The sequence below is a fragment of the Paenibacillus glycanilyticus genome, from assembly GCF_051200795.1.
Classification (GTDB): domain Bacteria; phylum Bacillota; class Bacilli; order Paenibacillales; family Paenibacillaceae; genus Pristimantibacillus; species Pristimantibacillus glycanilyticus.
In genome coordinates, this window is sequence record NZ_CP195155.1 from 2,225,151 (window position 1) to 2,242,737 (window position 17,587).

18 protein-coding genes are annotated in these 17,587 nt (G+C 47.5%); 16 read left to right on the plus strand and 2 right to left on the minus strand.

Going from position 1 to position 17,587, the window contains the following annotated elements; translation table 11 throughout:
- The first annotated feature begins 35 nt into the window (after positions 1–35).
- Entirely contained in the window at positions 36–965 is a 930-nt protein-coding gene (locus ACR9FF_RS10025) for a manganese-dependent inorganic pyrophosphatase (RefSeq protein ID WP_127496956.1), read from the plus strand.
- Positions 966–1,035: 70 nt separating this feature from the next.
- Here ACR9FF_RS10025 and ACR9FF_RS10030 read toward each other — a convergent pair whose 3' ends face one another.
- Complete coding sequence (locus ACR9FF_RS10030; RefSeq protein WP_201004911.1) at positions 1,036–1,539, minus strand: GNAT family N-acetyltransferase; 504 nt, start codon at positions 1,537–1,539, stop codon at positions 1,036–1,038.
- A 107-nt stretch (positions 1,540–1,646) separates the two neighbouring features.
- Positions 1,647–2,135 (minus strand): C40 family peptidase, encoded by a 489-nt coding sequence (locus ACR9FF_RS10035; protein WP_244935721.1) that lies wholly within the window; start codon positions 2,133–2,135, stop codon positions 1,647–1,649.
- Positions 2,136–2,442: 307 nt separating this feature from the next.
- Between ACR9FF_RS10035 and ACR9FF_RS10040 the strand changes: the two genes are divergently transcribed.
- The 15 genes from ACR9FF_RS10040 to ACR9FF_RS10110 all read left to right on the plus strand — a co-directional run bounded on the left by ACR9FF_RS10040 (position 2,443) and on the right by ACR9FF_RS10110 (position 17,587).
- Entirely contained in the window at positions 2,443–2,931 is a 489-nt protein-coding gene (locus ACR9FF_RS10040; protein WP_127496953.1) for a MarR family winged helix-turn-helix transcriptional regulator, read from the plus strand.
- Positions 2,925–4,652, plus strand: a complete 1,728-nt coding sequence (locus ACR9FF_RS10045; protein WP_435170786.1) for an ABC transporter ATP-binding protein — start codon at positions 2,925–2,927, stop codon at positions 4,650–4,652. Before ACR9FF_RS10040 ends, ACR9FF_RS10045 begins: the two co-directional genes overlap by 7 nt.
- Positions 4,649–6,526, plus strand: coding sequence for an ABC transporter ATP-binding protein (locus ACR9FF_RS10050; RefSeq protein ID WP_435170788.1), 1,878 nt, complete (start codon positions 4,649–4,651; stop codon positions 6,524–6,526). Before ACR9FF_RS10045 ends, ACR9FF_RS10050 begins: the two co-directional genes overlap by 4 nt.
- A 358-nt stretch (positions 6,527–6,884) precedes the next feature.
- Entirely contained in the window at positions 6,885–7,355 is a 471-nt protein-coding gene (locus ACR9FF_RS10055; RefSeq protein ID WP_435170790.1) for a hypothetical protein, read from the plus strand.
- 321 nt (positions 7,356–7,676) lie between these two features.
- Positions 7,677–7,961 carry a hypothetical protein gene (locus ACR9FF_RS10060; RefSeq protein WP_435170792.1) on the plus strand — a complete coding sequence of 95 codons (285 nt, stop codon included), beginning with the start codon at positions 7,677–7,679 and terminating at the stop codon, positions 7,959–7,961.
- 18 nt (positions 7,962–7,979) lie between these two features.
- Entirely contained in the window at positions 7,980–8,432 is a 453-nt protein-coding gene (locus tag ACR9FF_RS10065; protein ID WP_435170794.1) for an NUDIX domain-containing protein, read from the plus strand.
- Positions 8,433–8,601: 169 nt separating this feature from the next.
- Positions 8,602–8,895, plus strand: a complete 294-nt coding sequence (locus ACR9FF_RS10070) for a DUF4362 domain-containing protein (protein WP_201004916.1) — start codon at positions 8,602–8,604, stop codon at positions 8,893–8,895.
- Positions 8,896–8,910: 15 nt separating this feature from the next.
- The gene (locus tag ACR9FF_RS10075; protein WP_435170796.1) at positions 8,911–9,387 is read left to right on the plus strand and encodes a GNAT family N-acetyltransferase; all 477 of its coding nucleotides are present in this window, start codon (positions 8,911–8,913) and stop codon (positions 9,385–9,387) included.
- Between the two features lie 19 nt (positions 9,388–9,406).
- The gene (locus ACR9FF_RS10080) at positions 9,407–10,063 is read left to right on the plus strand and encodes an HAD family hydrolase (protein ID WP_435170798.1); all 657 of its coding nucleotides are present in this window, start codon (positions 9,407–9,409) and stop codon (positions 10,061–10,063) included.
- A gap of 106 nt (positions 10,064–10,169) precedes the next feature.
- The gene (locus ACR9FF_RS10085; protein ID WP_435170800.1) at positions 10,170–11,471 is read left to right on the plus strand and encodes a phytoene desaturase family protein; all 1,302 of its coding nucleotides are present in this window, start codon (positions 10,170–10,172) and stop codon (positions 11,469–11,471) included.
- Positions 11,449–12,315, plus strand: a complete 867-nt coding sequence (gene sigJ / locus ACR9FF_RS10090; RefSeq protein ID WP_317980328.1) for an RNA polymerase sigma factor SigJ — start codon at positions 11,449–11,451, stop codon at positions 12,313–12,315. The genes ACR9FF_RS10085 and sigJ overlap by 23 nt, the downstream gene beginning before the upstream one ends.
- Positions 12,316–12,554: 239 nt before the next feature.
- On the plus strand, positions 12,555–13,862 hold the full coding sequence (locus ACR9FF_RS10095) for an ABC transporter substrate-binding protein (protein ID WP_435170803.1): 1,308 nt from the start codon (positions 12,555–12,557) through the stop codon (positions 13,860–13,862).
- Between the two features lie 97 nt (positions 13,863–13,959).
- The gene (locus tag ACR9FF_RS10100; RefSeq protein ID WP_435170805.1) at positions 13,960–14,868 is read left to right on the plus strand and encodes a carbohydrate ABC transporter permease; all 909 of its coding nucleotides are present in this window, start codon (positions 13,960–13,962) and stop codon (positions 14,866–14,868) included.
- Between the two features lie 10 nt (positions 14,869–14,878).
- A complete protein-coding gene (locus ACR9FF_RS10105; RefSeq protein ID WP_015843665.1) occupies positions 14,879–15,691 on the plus strand; it encodes a carbohydrate ABC transporter permease in 813 nt (270 codons plus the stop codon).
- Between the two features lie 63 nt (positions 15,692–15,754).
- Complete coding sequence (locus tag ACR9FF_RS10110) at positions 15,755–17,587, plus strand: sensor histidine kinase (protein ID WP_435170807.1); 1,833 nt, start codon at positions 15,755–15,757, stop codon at positions 17,585–17,587.

Consider the following 17,587-nt stretch of genomic DNA (forward strand, 5'->3'; position numbering starts at 1 on the left):
GTATCTATAATTGGGAAATAAGGAGAATGCACGCAATGGAAAAAACATTGATCTTCGGGCACAAAAATCCGGATACAGACACGATCTGCTCCGCGATTGCCTATGCCGAACTGAAATCGAAACTTGGTTTTAACGTTGAAGCCGTACGCCTTGGCGAAGTAAACGGCGAAACGCAATATGCTCTGGACTACTTCAAGACGGAAGCTCCGCGTTTTGTCGAGACTGTAGCAGGCGAAGTAAACAACGTTATTCTGGTTGACCATAACGAGCGCCAGCAAAGCGTTTCCGATATTGATCAAGTTCGCGTCGTTGAAGTTATCGACCACCACCGTATCGCTAACTTCGAAACTGCGGCTCCTCTGTACTTCCGTGCCGAGCCTGTAGGCTGCACGGCTACAATCCTGAACAAGCTGTACAAAGAAAACGGCGTTGCCATCAGCAAAGAGGCCGCTGGACTGATGCTGTCCGCTATTATCTCTGACTCCCTTCTGTTCAAATCGCCTACATGCACGGAGCAAGACGTAGCGGCAGCTCGCGAGCTGGCTGAAATCGCCGGCGTTGACGCTGAAGTTTACGGTCTGGAAATGCTGAAAGCCGGCGCGGATCTCCGCGACAAAACAATCGGGCAGCTTCTGTCGCTGGACGCGAAAGAATTCTCGATGGGCAGCGCAAAAGTAGAAATCGCTCAAGTTAACGCGGTTGACACAAACGACGTTCTGGTTCGCCAAGCGGATCTGGAAGCGGCAATCAACGAAACCATCGCGAAAAAAGGTCTTGATCTGTTCGTATTCGTCGTTACCGACATCCTGAACAGCGATTCCATCGCTCTTACTCTGGGTGCGAAAGCTAACGCTGTCGAACAAGCTTACAACGTTACTCTGGAAGGCAACAAGGCGCTTCTCAAAGGCGTTGTGTCGCGTAAATCGCAGATCGTACCGGTTCTAACCGAAACGTTGAGCAAGTAATACGCTATATAATAGAAGAAAGAGGTTGTTCCCATTGGGACAACCTCTTTTCTTATTGCCGCAGCTGCACTTACTTCAGCCTCAGCACCATATCTTCTTCATCCCAATACTGGCCTTGCGATTTCATGGCATTCCGCTCAATGCCAAATACCTCGAAACCGCAGCTGGCATACAGCGCTTTTGCCGCAGCATTTTCGGAAATAACGGTTAAATTAATCTGTTCGAGTCCATCCATTGTCGAGGCTTTACGGATCAGCTCCGTAACCAGCCGCTTGCCAGCTCCTTGACCGCGCGCCTCCGGAGCGACATACATCGCGTAGATATTCCCTTTGTGGAATATTTTCGGTTTACTTTCTCTCACGAATGTAACCATGCCAACCAGCTTGCCTGCAAGAAACGCTCCTAACGTGAACCGCCCTTCATCCGGCTTCAGCCCACTTGCGATCTCGGCAAGCGATCTTACGACCTGGATCTCGTAGGTGGTAAGGAACGCTTCGGGACTTTCAAGCAGGGATTGCAGACGAAGCTCATGGTAAGCTTGGGCATCGGCTTCGGTCAAAATCCTAATTTCCACAGTTTCACCTCCATTACGGATTGAAATTCCATAGGAGAGGGAAGCTTTCCTTCCTGTAATAAAAAAATGGCTGAGCTTGTTGGCTCAACCATTGTGCAAGTTAGAATTTAGTTAACGACACGGCGTGCAGTTACGTATTTGCCGGACCAGTAGGAGCTGGACATGTCGGATACGGTAACGCCTTGGCTAGTGGAGCTGTGAAGAATTTTTTTCGATCCGGCATAGATGGCCACGTGGCTGATGCTGATGCCGTTCGTACGGAAGAATACAAGATCACCTGTGCTCAGTTCCGTTTTTGGCACTTTTTTGCCGACAGTCGCTTGCTCGGCTGCTGTGCGGGGCAGGTTAACATCAAGGCCGGCAAACATGAATTTCGTAAAGGACGAGCAGTCAAAGGCATATGTAATTCCGACCGGGGCACCGTATTTGTAAGGCACGCCTAAGTAATTTTTACCTTCGCTGATCAAGGCCAGCGTTTTTTCCGTTGCAGCGTTTGCATGATTCGTTGTAGTAGCAAGAGTGAAGGCTGATGCAGCAATGGTTGCAACCAGGCTAAATGTCATTATTTTTTTAAGGGATTTAAATGTGTTTTTCATGGTAGTATGGTTTCCTTTCGTTTGGAAGTTCATTCGAATACAGATTCCATCTTTCGCTGAAATTACTATAACACAACCGAAACAGCACAAATTTTTACAATTAGAGCGAAAGATCAATGAATTGTAAAGAAAGACACCTTTATGAGAAATAAATGAGAATCTCTTTAGAAACGCTCTCAGAAAAGTCTCCTCATATAAGCCGCTTCTCATTGACGGGTAATAGGGGAGTGAAATATAATTAGGTAGCCTATTATTAATAGTACTAAAATAATTAGTGGCTTACATATTTAAAGGGTGAGGTGATCAAATGGCCGGCGGTGGAGAAGAGACCGCAGCACGAAGACTAATAGAAGTATTTATGCTGTTCAACAAGATGAACTGGAACCATCAGCCGATGGATCTGAAGCAGAAGCATAGCGAGCTGCGGCTGCTAGTCGTGATCAAGCGAATGGGCAATGGAGAAGATGAAGGGGTCAAAGTATCCGATTTGAGCAAGTTTCTGAAGGTGACGTCGCCAACCGTTACGCAGCTCCTTAACCGGCTTGAAGAGATGGGGCTTATTGTCCGCAAAGAGGATCCGAGAGACAGAAGAGCGGTCCGCGTGTCCCTGACCGAAGAAGGCGAATTAACCGCCAAAAAGGCGCTGCAAGGTTTTATGCAACGGATGAACGGTCTTGTTGATTTTCTGGGCGACGATGACACGGAGCAATTAATTCGTCTGCTCAGGCAGACGACGACTTATTTCGAACAAATGAATCTGAACGATTCAAATGGAGATGATGTTAATAAATGTTGAAATTATTCCGCTATTTAAAGCCGTTTCGGCTTTTGGTAATTGGTGTTTTGGTTTTTGTCTTTTTGCAGACCTTGTCTGATTTATATTTGCCAACCTTGATGGCGGATATCGTGGATAAAGGCGTATCTGTAGGCGACAAGTCTTATATTTGGAAAATCGGCGGCTTCATGCTGCTGGTTGCGGCTGCGGGCGGGATCTGCTCCGTATTGGCCAGCTATTTCTCCTCGAAATCCGCAATGGGCTTTGGACGGGATGTCCGCAGTAAAGTGTTCAAGCATGTCGAGAACTTCTCGCTGCAGGAGTTCGACAAGATTGGCACAGCTTCGCTGATTACCCGCACAACAAACGATATTACGCAGGTACAGCAAGTGCTCATCATGATTTTGCGGATGATGATTACCGCGCCTATGATGTGTATCGGCGGCATTATTATGGCCATCTCGAAGGATGCCAAGCTGTCGCTTGTATTTGTAGTCGTTATACCGGTACTGGCAGGCGCGATCTTCCTGGTCGTGCGTAAAGGGATTCCGCTGTTCAAAGCGATGCAGGTGAAGATCGATAAATTGAACCTGGTGCTGCGCGAAGGCCTTACGGGTATCCGCGTTATCCGTTCGTTTGACCGGATCAGCCATGAGAGTAAGAAATTCGATGCGGCGAACGCCGATCTGACCGATACGGCGGTGCGCGTAAACAAAATTATGGCGATTCTTATGCCGCTGATGATGCTGATCATGAACATTTCAACGATTGTCATTATCGCGATCGGCGGTATTCGAATTGATCATGGGAATATGCAAATCGGTTCCCTGATGGCTTTTATTCAATACGGCATGCAAATTATGTTCTCGCTTCTGATGATGTCGATGATGCTGATTATGATTCCGCGGGCGCAGGCATCGTCTGTCCGTATTAATGAAGTGCTCGAAATGATACCAACGCTGTCCGACAAAGAAGTAACGAAGAAAAACAGCGGCAAAGAAGGCTATCTGGAATTCCGCGGAGTGTCATTCAGCTATCCGGGCGCGGAACAGCCTGCGCTGTCGGATATTTCGTTCCAGGCAGGCCCTGGTGAAATTACCGCCATCATTGGCGGCACAGGAGCGGGTAAATCCACGCTCGTCAGCTTGATTCCTCGTTTCTATGATGTGGATGCGGGTCAGATTATGATTGACGGCATGGACATTAGAGATATGAGCCAAGAGGATCTCCGCCATAAGATCGGCTTTGTTCCGCAAAAGGCGGTTCTCTTCACGGGCACGGTAGCGGAAAATATCCGTTACGGCCAGGAGGTTGCAACAGACGAGGAAGTCGCTCATGCCGCGGCTATTGCGCAAGCTTCCGAGTTTATCGGCCGGATGGAGCAGGGCTACGATTCCATGATCGCGCAAGGCGGCAATAACGTGTCCGGCGGTCAGAAGCAGCGCTTGTCCATTGCGCGGGCATTGGTGAGAAGGCCGGAAATTTACGTGTTCGACGACAGCTTCTCGGCACTCGACTTCAAGACGGATGCCAAGCTTCGTGCGGCATTGAAGTCTGAGGTAGGCAACTCCACGGTTATGCTTGTCGCGCAGCGCGTAAGCACGGTTATGGATGCGGACCGGATTATCGTCCTTGATGAAGGACGTATTGCGGGGATCGGCAACCATAAGGAGCTTATGCAAACTTGCGAAGTCTACAAGGAAATCGTGTCGTCGCAGCTGTCAGAGGAGGAGATTGCATGAGCCAGCAAAAAGGAAACGGACGCCCTCCAGGCGGACCTGGCAGAGGCCCGGGCATGGGCGGTCCCGGCGGATTCGGGATGCCGGTGCAAAAGGCGAAAAACTTTAAAGGAACACTGTTCCGGTTAATGGCGTATCTGAAGCCGCATCAAACCAAGCTTCTGCTTGTGCTGCTTACCGCGATTTTGAGTACGGTATTCAGCATCGTAAGCCCGAAAATTATGGGTCATGCGATGACTAAGCTGGCCGAAGGTTTTTTTGGTAAACAAAATGGCGGGGCGGGAATCGATTTTGACGCGATTAATCAGATTCTGCTTATTCTCGTCGTTCTCTATATCATCAGCTCGGTGTTCAGCTATATCCAGCAGTATTTGATGGCGGGCGTAGCCCAGAATACCGTTTACGATCTGCGCAAGCAGGTGAACGCCAAGTTCAACCGGCTGCCGCTGAAATATTTCGACTCCAAATCCAATGGCGAAATATTAAGCCGGGTCGTTAACGACGTGGACAATATCGCCAATACGCTGCAGCAAAGCTTAACGCAGCTGATTACATCCGTTATTACGCTGGTTGGTATTATCATTATGATGCTCACCATCAGCCCGCTGATGACGTTGATCGTCTTCCTGACGATTCCGATCAGCTTGCTAGCGACGGCTGTTATCGCTAAGCGTTCGCAGAAATATTTCGTGAAGCAGCAAGCGGAGCTTGGTAAATTAAACGGCCACGTGGAAGAGATGTATACCGGTCACAAGATCGTAAAAGCTTTTGGCCGCGAACGCGAATCCATGGAAAAGTTCGAGAAGATGAATGAGCAATTGTACGATGCCGGCTGGCGCGCCCAATTCATCTCCGGCATTATTATGCCGATCATGAGCTTTATCGGAAATATCGGTTACGTGTTTGTCAGTATCGTTGGCGGTATCCTTGTTACGAGACGCGCGATTGAAGTCGGGGATATCCTGGCCTTCATTCAGTACACCAGACAGTTCACTTGGCCAATCACGCAGCTGGCTACGATTTCGAACGTTATTCAGTCGACAATCGCATCAGCGGAACGCGTTTTTGAGCTTCTGGACGAGGAAGAGGAAGTACTGGAAGCAAATCCGGCGAAAACAATCACTCGTCCGAGCGGTTCCGTGCATTTTGACCATGTGAAATTCGGTTATACAGCGGATAAAACTCTGATCGATAACATGAACATCAATGTGCTGCCTGGTCAGACGGTGGCGATCGTAGGTCCAACAGGTGCCGGTAAAACAACGCTCGTAAACCTGCTTATGCGGTTCTATGAGCTGAATGACGGGAAAATTACGATTGACGGCGTCAACATTACGGATTTGAAGCGCAGCAATTTGCGCGGCATGTTCGGAATGGTGCTTCAGGACACCTGGCTCTTTAACGGCACCATTCGCGACAATATTGCGTATGGACGGGAAGGGGCGACGAAGGAGGATGTCGTTAACGCAGCGAAAGCGGCTCATGCCGATCATTTCATCCGGACGCTGCCGGACGGTTACGATACGATTCTGAACGAAGAGGCGTCCAATATCTCGCAAGGGCAAAAGCAGCTTCTTACTATTGCCCGGGCAATTCTGGCTGATCCGTCCATTCTGATACTGGATGAAGCAACCTCCAGCGTCGATACTCGTACAGAGGTCTACATCCAGAAGGCGATGGGACATCTGATGGAAGGCCGCACAAGCTTCGTTATCGCGCACCGTCTGTCGACGATCCGCGATGCAGACCTGATTCTTGTCATGAACCAAGGCTCGATTATCGAGCAGGGTACGCATGAGGAGCTTCTGGAGCAGGGCGGATTCTATGCGGATTTGTATAATAGCCAGTTTACGGGGAAGGCGATTGAGGCTGTTTAGTTTTAAAGGCAAGGGATAGCAAAGCAAGGGATTACGGGTTTGTATCTCTTCCGGCCGCTGTTATCATTCTGAATAGTGAACTTGTTAATCTAACGAGTATTCAGAATGATAAAGGCGAACGCTACGCTCCTCCAGAGATACAAACCCTCCATCCCCCTCCAATCTTAAACCATACAAGCCCACAATTAGTCTCCCCTTAATGGCTATGTGTGGGGAGGACGGTAAAAAGAGAAAGCGCGTTAACTGCGCTTTCTCTTTTTGTTTGTCATGAGCGGTGGTGATGCGCAACAAATGTTATCGCATGACGTCTTAATAAGTAATTCCAAAGATAGGAAAATGAAATGCGGGGGTACATTATGTGAGAAAAACCTTTATTTTCATTGTTGTTTTATTTTTAATGGGAGGCGCGTATCTGTATCTTCGTTTTGGACCATTGTCACCACAGCATGAATTGAAGAGACAGTTGGAGCACATTATTCATGAACATAATCAAGCGAATATTCAAGCTCTCTCATTAGACGAACCAACAACGGAATATCTTCTTGAATTGCCGACTGACGCAGTAGTTGAATCTGCAACGGATTTTCAAGGAGGCTCAGAACAAATAGGTTATTTGGTTAGCAGGGTGGGGGTAAAGCCGCTTCATGTATATATGACAGTGACTACCAAATCTCTATATCATAAGCTTTTTCCTAAATGGACTTTATTAAAAATAACAATCGCACCAAATGGAACGCTACCTTCCATTCGTGAGCTTCAAAAGTCTGCAGAATCGGAAAGAAATCAAGTCGTAGCCGAAGAGATTATTAAATGGGGAGAAGGAGTGTAGGCATGTCTAGAACCATAAATCTATTTATTGGGTTTATCGTTGGGGTAATTCTAATGATACTACCTCAGCCGCATATTTTTATTGTTAGCGATCTATTGAATGCTTTAAGCGGGGGAGACATCCTTGATGGTCTTATCCATAAATTTTTGGGAACCATCGGCTTTGTTCTTGTGTGTATTTTTGGATATAAAATAGTTACATCCGTTCTTCGGGAGAATTAATATAAGGTAACGGAAGGCGGGGAATACATTGAAGAAAACATATAGTATCCTGCTTGTTGTTTGTCTTTGTTGCTTTCTGGCCGCATGCGGGAAAATTAAGGTGTTTGAAGATCGTATAGACACAATCGAAACCAATGAATTAATGGTCAATTGCTCGGCTGAAGTAACTAAAGGTCAGTCGCAAGTTAACGATATCGGATACTTATGCCGTGTACATATAGATGAGAATACGGTCATTCAGAACGAGCGAGGTGAGCCTGTCCAATTGTCGGAGCTGACTACCGAAGATATAGTTCGGATCGTTCCCGTGAAACCTCAGAATGTGAAAAAAGGAAAAAGAGAATTTACGGCCAAAGAGATTACCGTGCTGGAACAAGATAAATAGAGGAGCGAGAAACAAGAAATGAAGCCTATTCGAAACTCAGGAAAAGCTATTATTATTCAGGATGAGAAAATGTTATTAACGGTTAATAAGGATGATGCTGGGCTCTTTTACTTGTGTCCCGGCGGGGGGCAAGAGCATTCCGAGAGTTTGAGGCAAGCGGTAATAAGAGAATGTCTCGAGGAAATTGGAGAAGAGGTAGAGGTTCAAGATCTTGTCTGCATACGTGAATATATCGGCAGGAACTATATTGATGGCGATCCAGGAATGCATCAGGTGGAATTCTTTTTCGAATGTAACCTGGTTTCCCCGAATCCAACCTTCGAGCATGTGCCGGTTCCGGATGACCATCAAGTAGGAGTTGAATGGGTAGAGGTAAGCAGGCTGGATGAAATCCGATTTTACCCGAGCGAATTAGGGGTCCGAATAAAAAATAAGGATAAAAGCAAGCGTTATCTAGGCGATATAAATTAGAAACGGTGGTAAAGGAGGCTAAAATATCCTTAAATCTCTTTCAGTCATTTTACTTATTGTTACGAGTTTGTGTTTATCGGCATGTTCAATCTCAGCCGGAGAAACAAAGTCTCAGACTCCATTTGGAAATGATATACTGAAAACCTTCGGAAAAGAAGATGTAGTACGAATGCAGCACTTCATTAATCGTTTTCATGATCATAAATTTGATTATGTTCTCGCCATTCCGCCATTTTTAGATGGAGGTTATGTCATCTATGATTTGATCGCCGATGATGGCGAGGTCAAGGTAAGATTGGACTCAACGCGGGATATTTATAGCAGCGACGCCGGTTTGCAGTTAACTTGCAAAGCTATAGAGTTCGATAACAAAGGAACTGTAGTGGTCGAGCAGTGTACAGGCCCGGAGAGTGTGGAAGTTTCCCATTACTCTTTGTTTTCATTTGATCCCACGCGAAAATAAGGAATAGGAGCATGAATGGTGAAAGTCGTAAACGCAGAGAAAGAAGATATAAAGCAGTGGTTAGTATTGGCTGCTGAGGTGGAAAAGCTGTTTGGACCTATGGTTGATGATCCTTTGTTTGTTCAAACGCTTGAACGAAATATCCGCGAGGGCAGGGCTTTTTGCATACGGGAGGATGACGGTTTTCCCGGAGAACAGCTGCTTGGCGGGATTCTCATCTCAACGAAAAAGGCTCCCTCCTATAAAATCGGCTGGCTGGCAGTATCTGCACAAGCAAGAAACAAAGGGGTGGCCTCCGCGCTTATGAAGCATGTCCTCGAACATTTTCAATCCCCGGCAGAGGTATCGGTTGTTACGTTTGGCGAAGATACGAAGGGCGGACTTCCGGCAAGAAGGCTGTACGAAAGGTTTGGGTTTGCGCCTCAAGAGGAGCCTGTTCCGAATGGACCGGAAGGCGGAAGCAGGCAGCTATTCAAGCTGATCATGAACTAATCTATTCGGGAGGTGTAACATGCGGTTTAAAGCCGTACTCTTTGATCTGGACGGAACGCTGCTCGACCGCGATGCCTCTTTGGCTTTATTTATCGATGATCAATATGAACGTTATCCGGCGTTTCAGAAGGTGCCGAAGGATGTTTTCGCGAGACGGTTCATTGAGCTCGATCAGCATGGCTATGTATGGAAGGATAAGGTGTATGAGCAGCTGCTGGCAGAATTCCAAATTCCAGGCTTGCGCTGGGAAGAGCTGTTAGAGGATTATTTGCAGTCGTTTCAAAAGCATTGCGTCGGGTTCCCTCATCTCATTCAGATGCTCTCCTCTTTAAAAAGCTGCGGAACCAAAATCGCCTTAATTTCAAACGGCTACGGCCAGTTTCAATATGATAATTTCAAAGCACTAGGCATTAGCCCATTTTTTGACGAGATCCTTATATCGGAATGGGAAGGGCTTCGCAAGCCGGATCCGGCTATTTTCGAGCGGGCGCTCTACAAGCTTGGCGTGAAGGCGGAGGATGCGCTTTTTGTTGGCGACCACCCGGACAGCGATATAAGAGGCAGCCGCGCGGTTGGCATGAAAGCCGTGTGGAAGTATAATTCGACCTTTTCTCCCGATGTTGAGGCGGATGGTATTGTTTATGAATTGGATGAACTACTCAAAATTATATTTTAGTGCAGGTTAAAGCGATCAAATTAGCTTTAAATTTTTTTTGCGTATCTGTCACATATCACATCCCTTGCCCGTCATACAGGTAAAATTTGCGAGGGGATGATGAACGATGCAAAAGGTTGACGTGGTTGTGGTTGGAGGAGGAATTGCGGGTTTAACCGCTGCTATTTACGCAGCCAAAGCCGGGAAACAAACGGTGGTCATTGAAAAACAGAGCCGCTTGGGAGGCCGAGCCGTTTCCAACAAGAAAAAAGGTGCTTACTTTAATCTAGGCGCGCATGCCTTGTATCAGGGGGATGCCTATGCGACTTTCAGGGAACTGGGATTAACCTTACAAGGAAAAAGGCCTTCATCGTTCGCTTATGGCGTTTGGAAAGGGAAAGCAAGCCCCTTGCCTTCGGATATGAAATCCTTGTTTACGACCCCGCTATTGTCCTGGCAAGGAAAGATGGAGTTTGCTTCCTGTCTTATGAAAGTTAAAAAAGCGGATACTCGTCAATTCGACCGAATCAGTATCCGCGAATGGGTAGAAGGGAATTTGCGAGACCCTATGGTGCGCAATATCTTTTATTCGCTCTTTCGTGCCGCCAGTTATGTGGTTGGGCCGGATTTGCCAGCAGCCGGTCCTGTGTTGAAGCAGCTGCAGAATGCCCTTAAAGGCGCATTGTACCTGGATCGCGGCTGGGGCGAATTGATCGAGGAATTGCGGACAAAGGCATCCGGTCTAGGCGTAAAGTTTTTAACGAATACCAAAGTCGCATCCATCGATACCCGTGGCGGGATCGTGCGGCAGGTTCTTTGTGCGGACGGAACGACAATCGATACGCAGCATGTTATTCTTGCCACAGCGCCTTCCATCGCCAATGAGTTGGTGCCCTTTGCGGAAAAAACCGCCCTTCATACCTGGAAAGAACAAGCGATTGAGGTCACCGCGGCTTGCCTGGATGTGGCCTTGAAGCGGCTTCCCGAGCCTAAACAACAATTTGCTTACGGGATTGATCAGACGGTGCTTTTTAGCAATTATTCGCGTGCGGCTTATCTAAGCGACGATGGAGCGCAGGTCATATCTCTCATTAAGTACCAAGGGAAAGAATCGGACCCGGATAAAGATTTGCAAGAGCTGGAAGGCGTGCTGGATTTGATGCAGCCGGGATGGCGGGAACAATTGGTTGTGAAGCAATACCTTCCAAAAATGACGGTTTGTCACGACTTTATGCATATGAAACGTCTTGAGAATCCCGGACCCGCTGTCCCGGAAATACAAGGATTATATGTAGCGGGAGAATGGGCGTCGCATGGTGAAGTATTGGTCGATGCGGCGACGGCAAGCGCCAAAAGAGCCGTACAACACATGCTCTCCCTTGAGGGTAAGGAGAGGAATGCCTTTTATGAGCATAGAGGAGTTATATAAACGTTATAAAACGGAGCTGTTTTCGTTAGCGTATCGGATGCTCGGCAGTGTGATGGATGCGGAAGATATCGTGCAAGATGCTTTTTTAAGCTATAACGGGCTGTCTGATGCAGGGACCATCCGAAACGAAAGGGCATTCCTATACAAAATCGTCACGAATCGTTGTCTTGATCTTTTGCGCTCGTCGGCCAAAAAACGGGAAATGTATGTCGGCCCATGGCTTCCGGAGCCCCTGATTGATAAAGGGGCTTCGGACAACGACCCATCCCATAAATATTTGCGGTCCGAGTCGATTTCCACGGCTTATCTTCTGCTCCTGCAGCAACTGAGCGCAACGGAAAGGGCAGTCTTTCTTCTTCGGGAGATTTTTCATTATTCGTTTGAAGAGATTGCCGATATTGTCGGGAAAAGCATTGCGAATTGCAGGCAAATTTTCCACCGCGCCAAAAAAAGCATCCATTTCGACCCGGACCAGCAACCGTCGGTTTCCGTTGCGGAGGAGAAGATTAAAGAGTTCGTGAATTCGCTCTTGCAAGGAAATACATCGAAGCTTCTTGAACTGGTTAGCGAAAATGTTGTGCTCTACTCGGACGGCGGAGGCAAAGTAAGGGCGGCGCAAGTACCAGTTGTCGGATTTGAGCAAGTGCTGAAGCTGCATCAACATTCGATCAACCTGCATGCGGGTAAGATTACGTATTCGTTCCTCATGGTGAATGGGCTCCCCGGAATCAGGCTTCATTTGGATGAAGGGATTCAGTATGTTTATTCATTTGCTTATCGGGATCATAAGATCGAAGCGATTTATGCGGTTGCCAATCCGGAAAAGCTGCGCCATCTATCGTGAATTTTTGTTGCGTTGACCCTCATCTCCGATTTTTTGGGGATAGGGTCTTTTTTTCTTTCATTTTGACACCAATCGTAAGATCGTCTACCCGCCCCTCCTAGCAGACCTTATTTTTGTATACCTAAATAGAGCGTTTTATCGGTTTGGCTGGAGAAGCAAACACGATAAAGTAAGGATTAAAGAAAGCACTTACATTTTTCGTGAAGCGCTTTCTCCAATAAGAGAGGGGTAGTCGAAACATGAGAGCAAAGAAGAAAGCCGGAATGATGCTGACCGCCGGAGTGGCGCTTGCGCTAGCCGTAACGGGATGTTCTTCGTCCAACGGCGGCGGTAACGCGGATAACAAAACGAATGCCGGAAACGCAGGCGGCAAGAGCGGCAGCCCGGTAGAAATTACGTTCTGGAATATGTTCGGCGGCGGCGAAGGGGATTTCGTCGATCAGATTATTAAAGGATTTAACGATTCGCAGCAAGAGGTGATCGTGAAGCAGCTGCGTCTGGAATCAAACGAATATTACGCGAAGTTAGGCACGGCGCTTTCTTCTTCCAAGGGACCGGATGTAGCCGTAGCCCACGTCGACCGGCTTTCTCCTTTTGTAAAAGCGAAGCAGATTGTGCCGGTTGACGAGCTGGCGAGCAAAGTCGGATTTGATCTTGGACAGATCAGCGAATCGAATATAACAAGCGTTACTTATGAAGGCAAGCCTTACGCGGTACCGCTCGACACTCACTTCCATATGCTCTACTACAATAAGGACATTCTCAAAAAAGCGAATCTCTTAAATGAGGACGAGACTCCTAAACTCGATGATGTAAGTCCCGAAGGTTATTTGAATACGTTAGCTCAAATTAAAACAGCCGTTCCGGATGTGCAGGCGATGGCCGTTAACACGCCTTATTTCCAAGAGCCCTTCCTCAATATGTATTATGAAGCCGGTGGCGATATCCTCTCGCCGGATTTGAAGAAAGCGGCTATCAACAATGACAAGGCACTAAGCGTATTGAAATTCTACGATGACATTTATACCAAGCAGTACGCGGACATTAACGACAAGAATCCATGGGATACGTTTAGCAACGGCAAAGCCGCCTTCTGGTTTGGCGGGGTATGGGAAGCTGGGGTGCTGCTTGGAGATGCCTCGAAACATATCGGCGCAATGCCATTGCCTGCAATTTTCGGAAGCCAGACGCATTGGGGCAGCTCGCATACGCTAGTCATTCCGTCGTATGTTTCTGCGGAGAAGCAAGAGGCTGCTGCCAAGTTCATGAAATACTTCTCCGAAGTGGGCGGCCAGACTTGGGGTAATGCGGGTCACGTGCCTGCGAACAGCAAGGTGACGGCAAGCGAAGAATACAATAAGCTGCCCTATCGCCAGTTCTTTATCGAAGCGCAGAAAACCGTCAAATTCGCGCCGCAAACGGATAACTATACGACGATCATTACGACGATCGCCGAATCGCTGCAAAACATCATTTTCCATAATGAATCGGCAGAAGACGGCTTGAAGGATTTGGAGAAACAGATTAACGAGATTTTGGCTAACTAATACAGCTCTTGAAGGGTAGGCTGGGCAGGAACGGCGTTACTACTGCCTGGCCGACTCTATATAAATGAATGACGTAGAGAAGCAGGGAGAAACACATATGGATACCAAACCGATTGAACTGCGCAAGAAAAGAGTATCGGGCAAGCGAGCAAAAGCCGAGCTAAAAGCGATCCTGTATATTGTTCCCTTTTTGATCCCGTTCGCCCTATTCTATTTGTGGCCCGTCCTGCGCGGCACCTGGATCAGCCTGCATGTCTGGAATATTCAAGGGATGCAGCGGTACGTGGCGCTCGACAATTACAAACGAATTTTCGAGAATAGCGATTTCTACAAGTATTTATGGAACTCGTTTTATTTTGTACTCATCTGTGCTCCGACGGTTCTCATATTGGGGCTGATTCTGGCGCTTATTATTAATCAAAGGATCTGGCTGAGAACCTTGATTCGTTCCGTTTATTTCCTACCTTATGTCTTGTCGGTTTCGGTAATCAGCTTTATTTGGCTGAAGCTGTTTGATCCGAAGAACGGTCCGGTCAACGGCCTGCTGGGACTTCTTGGCTTGCCTCAGGACATCAATTGGCTGACCGATCACCGGTTTGTATGGTGGGCGATTACGATTGCGACGGACTGGTGGACGGTTGGATTCGTTATGGTGCTGTTCCTGGCGGGTCTTCAGGAAATTCCCCAGGATCATTATGAAGCAGCTACGATCGACGGGGCTGGAACATGGAGCAAATTCTGGCATATTACGATACCGGGATTGTCCAGAGTCATGAAGATTCAAATCTTTTATCAGGTCATCAGCTGCTTGAAATTGTTCGGTCAAGTTCAGATTATGACCGGCGGCGGTCCGGGGGACTCTACGAACACGATGATCCGTTATATTTACGTGACGGGCTTCAAGAAAGATATGTTTGGTCTTGCCTCCGCGCAGTCCATCGTATTTTGCGTCATCATGCTGCTCATTGCAGTCATTCAATTTAAACTTACGGATCGAAAGGATTGAGGGGATTAACATGAACAAGTGGGCTCTTAACATCATTGCAACGGTACTGGCGGTTCTTTTCGTGTTCCCGCTCATCTGGATGCTGCTTGTCTCCTTGAAGCCGGACGGTACGAATGTTTATGCCATGTCCGACTGGGTTCATTTCGCGGATTTGACGTTCAGCAATTACAAGAAAGTGATCACCGGCTCCGAGATTCTCAGATGGACCTGGAACAGCACGGTTATCGGCGTCATTACGACGCTGTTATCCATACTGCTCAGCTCCCTGGCCGCGTATTCTTTCTCCAAAATGCCTTTTAAAAGCAAAGGTTTTTTATTTGTCCTCATTACCTCGGGACTTCTTATTCCGACCGAAGCGATTCTGATTCCGTTATACGAAACGACGCTGCATCTGAATCTGATCGATAATAAGTGGGCCATTATTCTCCCCGGCCTTACGAATCCAATTGGCATTCTTCTTCTCAAGCAATTTATGGACGGCGTTCCGAAGGATTATATCGAAGCCGCTCAAATTGACGGAAGCGGAACCTTCCGGATCTGGTGGAACATCTGCCTGCCGCTGACGAAATCGGCGATGGTATCGGTTGGCATATTCTTTCTGATTTTATCCTGGAATAATTTCCTCTGGCCGTATCTGACGATTACCTCGGAGGAAAATATGATATTGTCGGCAGGACTGCCTACGTTTTTATCGAATAATAATATGTCCTTAAATATGATTATGACGGCAAGCGGCATTGCGGCTATCCCAACGATTCTGGTCTTTGCCATTCTACAGCGCCATATTGTGCAAGGGGTGGCGATGTCTGGCGTGAAGGGCTAATGAAATGATCGGGAAGACGTTTGCCAATAAAAACGGCATGTCCGGCAGGAGCAGCGAGGTACAATGAGAAAACAATCCGGCTGGGCAAGGTTTTTGCCCTCGATGAATATATGGAAGAGCAGCATACGCTACAAATGGATGCTGCTCTTATTTCTATTTTCCCTGACACCGTTAATCGTGATGGGTACGATCTCGTATTCGCTCTCCAAATCCACAATTAACGAAAAGGTAACGGAGTATTCGGAGCAGCTGCTCAAGCAGACGGCGGATAACATCGATACCCGCTTGGGCATTTATAAAGACCTGATGATGCAGGTCGTGAATAACGGCGAGATTATCCGGATGCTGCGGGATCTGGATAAGACAAGCGCGGATAAGCCTTACGATATCGACAGCTTGTCGCTGACGACAAAGCTTTCCACGATTATTGCGATTAATCAGGACATTCAATCCATTTCGTTTATTTCCAAGGATCATTATATAAAAGGAATTTACCGATGGAAGAACCGCACGCCCGAAGAGGTAAGCGGTTTCTTGACTACGCTTGAGGACGGAAGCAATTTCAGATGGTTTCCGACCCGGCTTAACACGTATGTAGACAGCTTGAACACGCAAAACGTCCATGTTTTTTCGCTCTCCAAGCAGATTTACAAAACTTCGGACGACAGTCCGGTAGGGATTATAGCGGTACTGGATATCCGCGGCGAGGTGCTGAAGGAGCTTGGTTCAAGCTCAACCAACAACAACCGGGATATTCAAAGCTTCGTTATCGACGGTCAAGGCCAGATTGTTTCTTATGGCGAGAATGACATGATCGGGAAAAATGTAAAAGAAGTACTCGGGGAACAAGGTTATAATCAGATCGTTCATTCCGGCCTGGAGGAATACCGCTTTCCCATTAAGGAACAAGGGAAGAAGCTGATTGTGAATTACAAGAAGCTTCACACCAATGACTGGATAGTCGTGAACGTCATCTCCGAATCGATTCTGTATCAGGATTCCGACCGTCTGCTGCGGACGATATGGATTATTGCGCTGCTCTGTATCGTGTTCTCTATTATAACGGCCATTTTTCTTGCAAATTCGATCAGCAATCCGATTCTGAAAATGATCCGCCTCATGAGACAGGTCATGTCGGGGGATTTGACGGTTCGGTTCCGGGTCAAGAAGCATAGCGATGAATTTGATATATTGGGCAATAATTTCAATTACATGGTCGCCCGGATTGATGAGTTGCTGAAGACGGTGTACGAGGAGCAAAATCAGAAAAGAACAGCGGAACTAAAAGCTTTGCAAGCGCAGATCAATCCTCATTTCCTGTATAATACACTCGATATTATTAAATGGACGGCCCTGATCCAGAAGGCGAATAACGCCGCGGAGATGGTCAGCCTGCTGTCCCGTTTATTGCGGATCAGCTTGGACAAAGGGAAAGAGACGGTCACCGTTGAAGAGGAAATCGAGCATGTGCAGTGTTATCTGGGAATCCAGAAGTTCCGGTTTAATTATAAAATCAAAACGGAGGTCTATGTGGAAGACGGTGTCCGTCAACTGCGGACCCCGAAGCTGATACTTCAGCCGATTGTCGAAAATGCGATCCTGCATGCTTTTTCCGATTCGGAGCAAGAGGGGCAAATCGATATTTCCTGTACCAGAAGCCCGGACGGAGGCATACGCTTTCAGATTGCAGATAACGGTAAAGGAATGGATCCGGCTTACGCAAGGAGTCTTCTCCGGAATCAGAATCAGGAGCAGGGCGGCAAGACGGGAGGAATCGGGCTCGCGAATGTGGATGAACGGATCAAGCTCATTAGCGGCAAAACGTACGGTATCGATATTGCAAGCGAACCGGAAGCGGGAACAACGGTTACGATCAAGCTTCCGTATTTGGAATAG

Excerpts from the sequence above, each read along its gene's own strand:
- ACR9FF_RS10100 (WP_435170805.1), top strand. The coding sequence starts at position 13,960 with ATGGATACCAAACCGATTGAACTGCGCAAGAAAAGAGTATCGGGCAAG.
- ACR9FF_RS10110 (WP_435170807.1), top strand. The coding sequence starts at position 15,755 with ATGAGAAAACAATCCGGCTGGGCAAGGTTTTTGCCCTCGATGAATATA.
- ACR9FF_RS10095 (WP_435170803.1), top strand. The coding sequence starts at position 12,555 with ATGAGAGCAAAGAAGAAAGCCGGAATGATGCTGACCGCCGGAGTGGCG.
- ACR9FF_RS10040 (WP_127496953.1), top strand. The coding sequence starts at position 2,443 with ATGGCCGGCGGTGGAGAAGAGACCGCAGCACGAAGACTAATAGAAGTA.
- ACR9FF_RS10050 (WP_435170788.1), top strand. The coding sequence starts at position 4,649 with ATGAGCCAGCAAAAAGGAAACGGACGCCCTCCAGGCGGACCTGGCAGA.
- ACR9FF_RS10035 (WP_244935721.1), bottom strand. The coding sequence starts at position 2,135 with ATGAAAAACACATTTAAATCCCTTAAAAAAATAATGACATTTAGCCTG.
- sigJ (WP_317980328.1), top strand. The coding sequence starts at position 11,449 with ATGAGCATAGAGGAGTTATATAAACGTTATAAAACGGAGCTGTTTTCG.
- ACR9FF_RS10105 (WP_015843665.1), top strand. The coding sequence starts at position 14,879 with ATGAACAAGTGGGCTCTTAACATCATTGCAACGGTACTGGCGGTTCTT.
- ACR9FF_RS10045 (WP_435170786.1), top strand. The coding sequence starts at position 2,925 with ATGTTGAAATTATTCCGCTATTTAAAGCCGTTTCGGCTTTTGGTAATT.
- ACR9FF_RS10025 (WP_127496956.1), top strand. The coding sequence starts at position 36 with ATGGAAAAAACATTGATCTTCGGGCACAAAAATCCGGATACAGACACG.
- ACR9FF_RS10075 (WP_435170796.1), top strand. The coding sequence starts at position 8,911 with ATGGTGAAAGTCGTAAACGCAGAGAAAGAAGATATAAAGCAGTGGTTA.
- ACR9FF_RS10070 (WP_201004916.1), top strand. The coding sequence starts at position 8,602 with ATGCAGCACTTCATTAATCGTTTTCATGATCATAAATTTGATTATGTT.
- ACR9FF_RS10065 (WP_435170794.1), top strand. The coding sequence starts at position 7,980 with ATGAAGCCTATTCGAAACTCAGGAAAAGCTATTATTATTCAGGATGAG.
- ACR9FF_RS10080 (WP_435170798.1), top strand. The coding sequence starts at position 9,407 with ATGCGGTTTAAAGCCGTACTCTTTGATCTGGACGGAACGCTGCTCGAC.
- ACR9FF_RS10085 (WP_435170800.1), top strand. The coding sequence starts at position 10,170 with ATGCAAAAGGTTGACGTGGTTGTGGTTGGAGGAGGAATTGCGGGTTTA.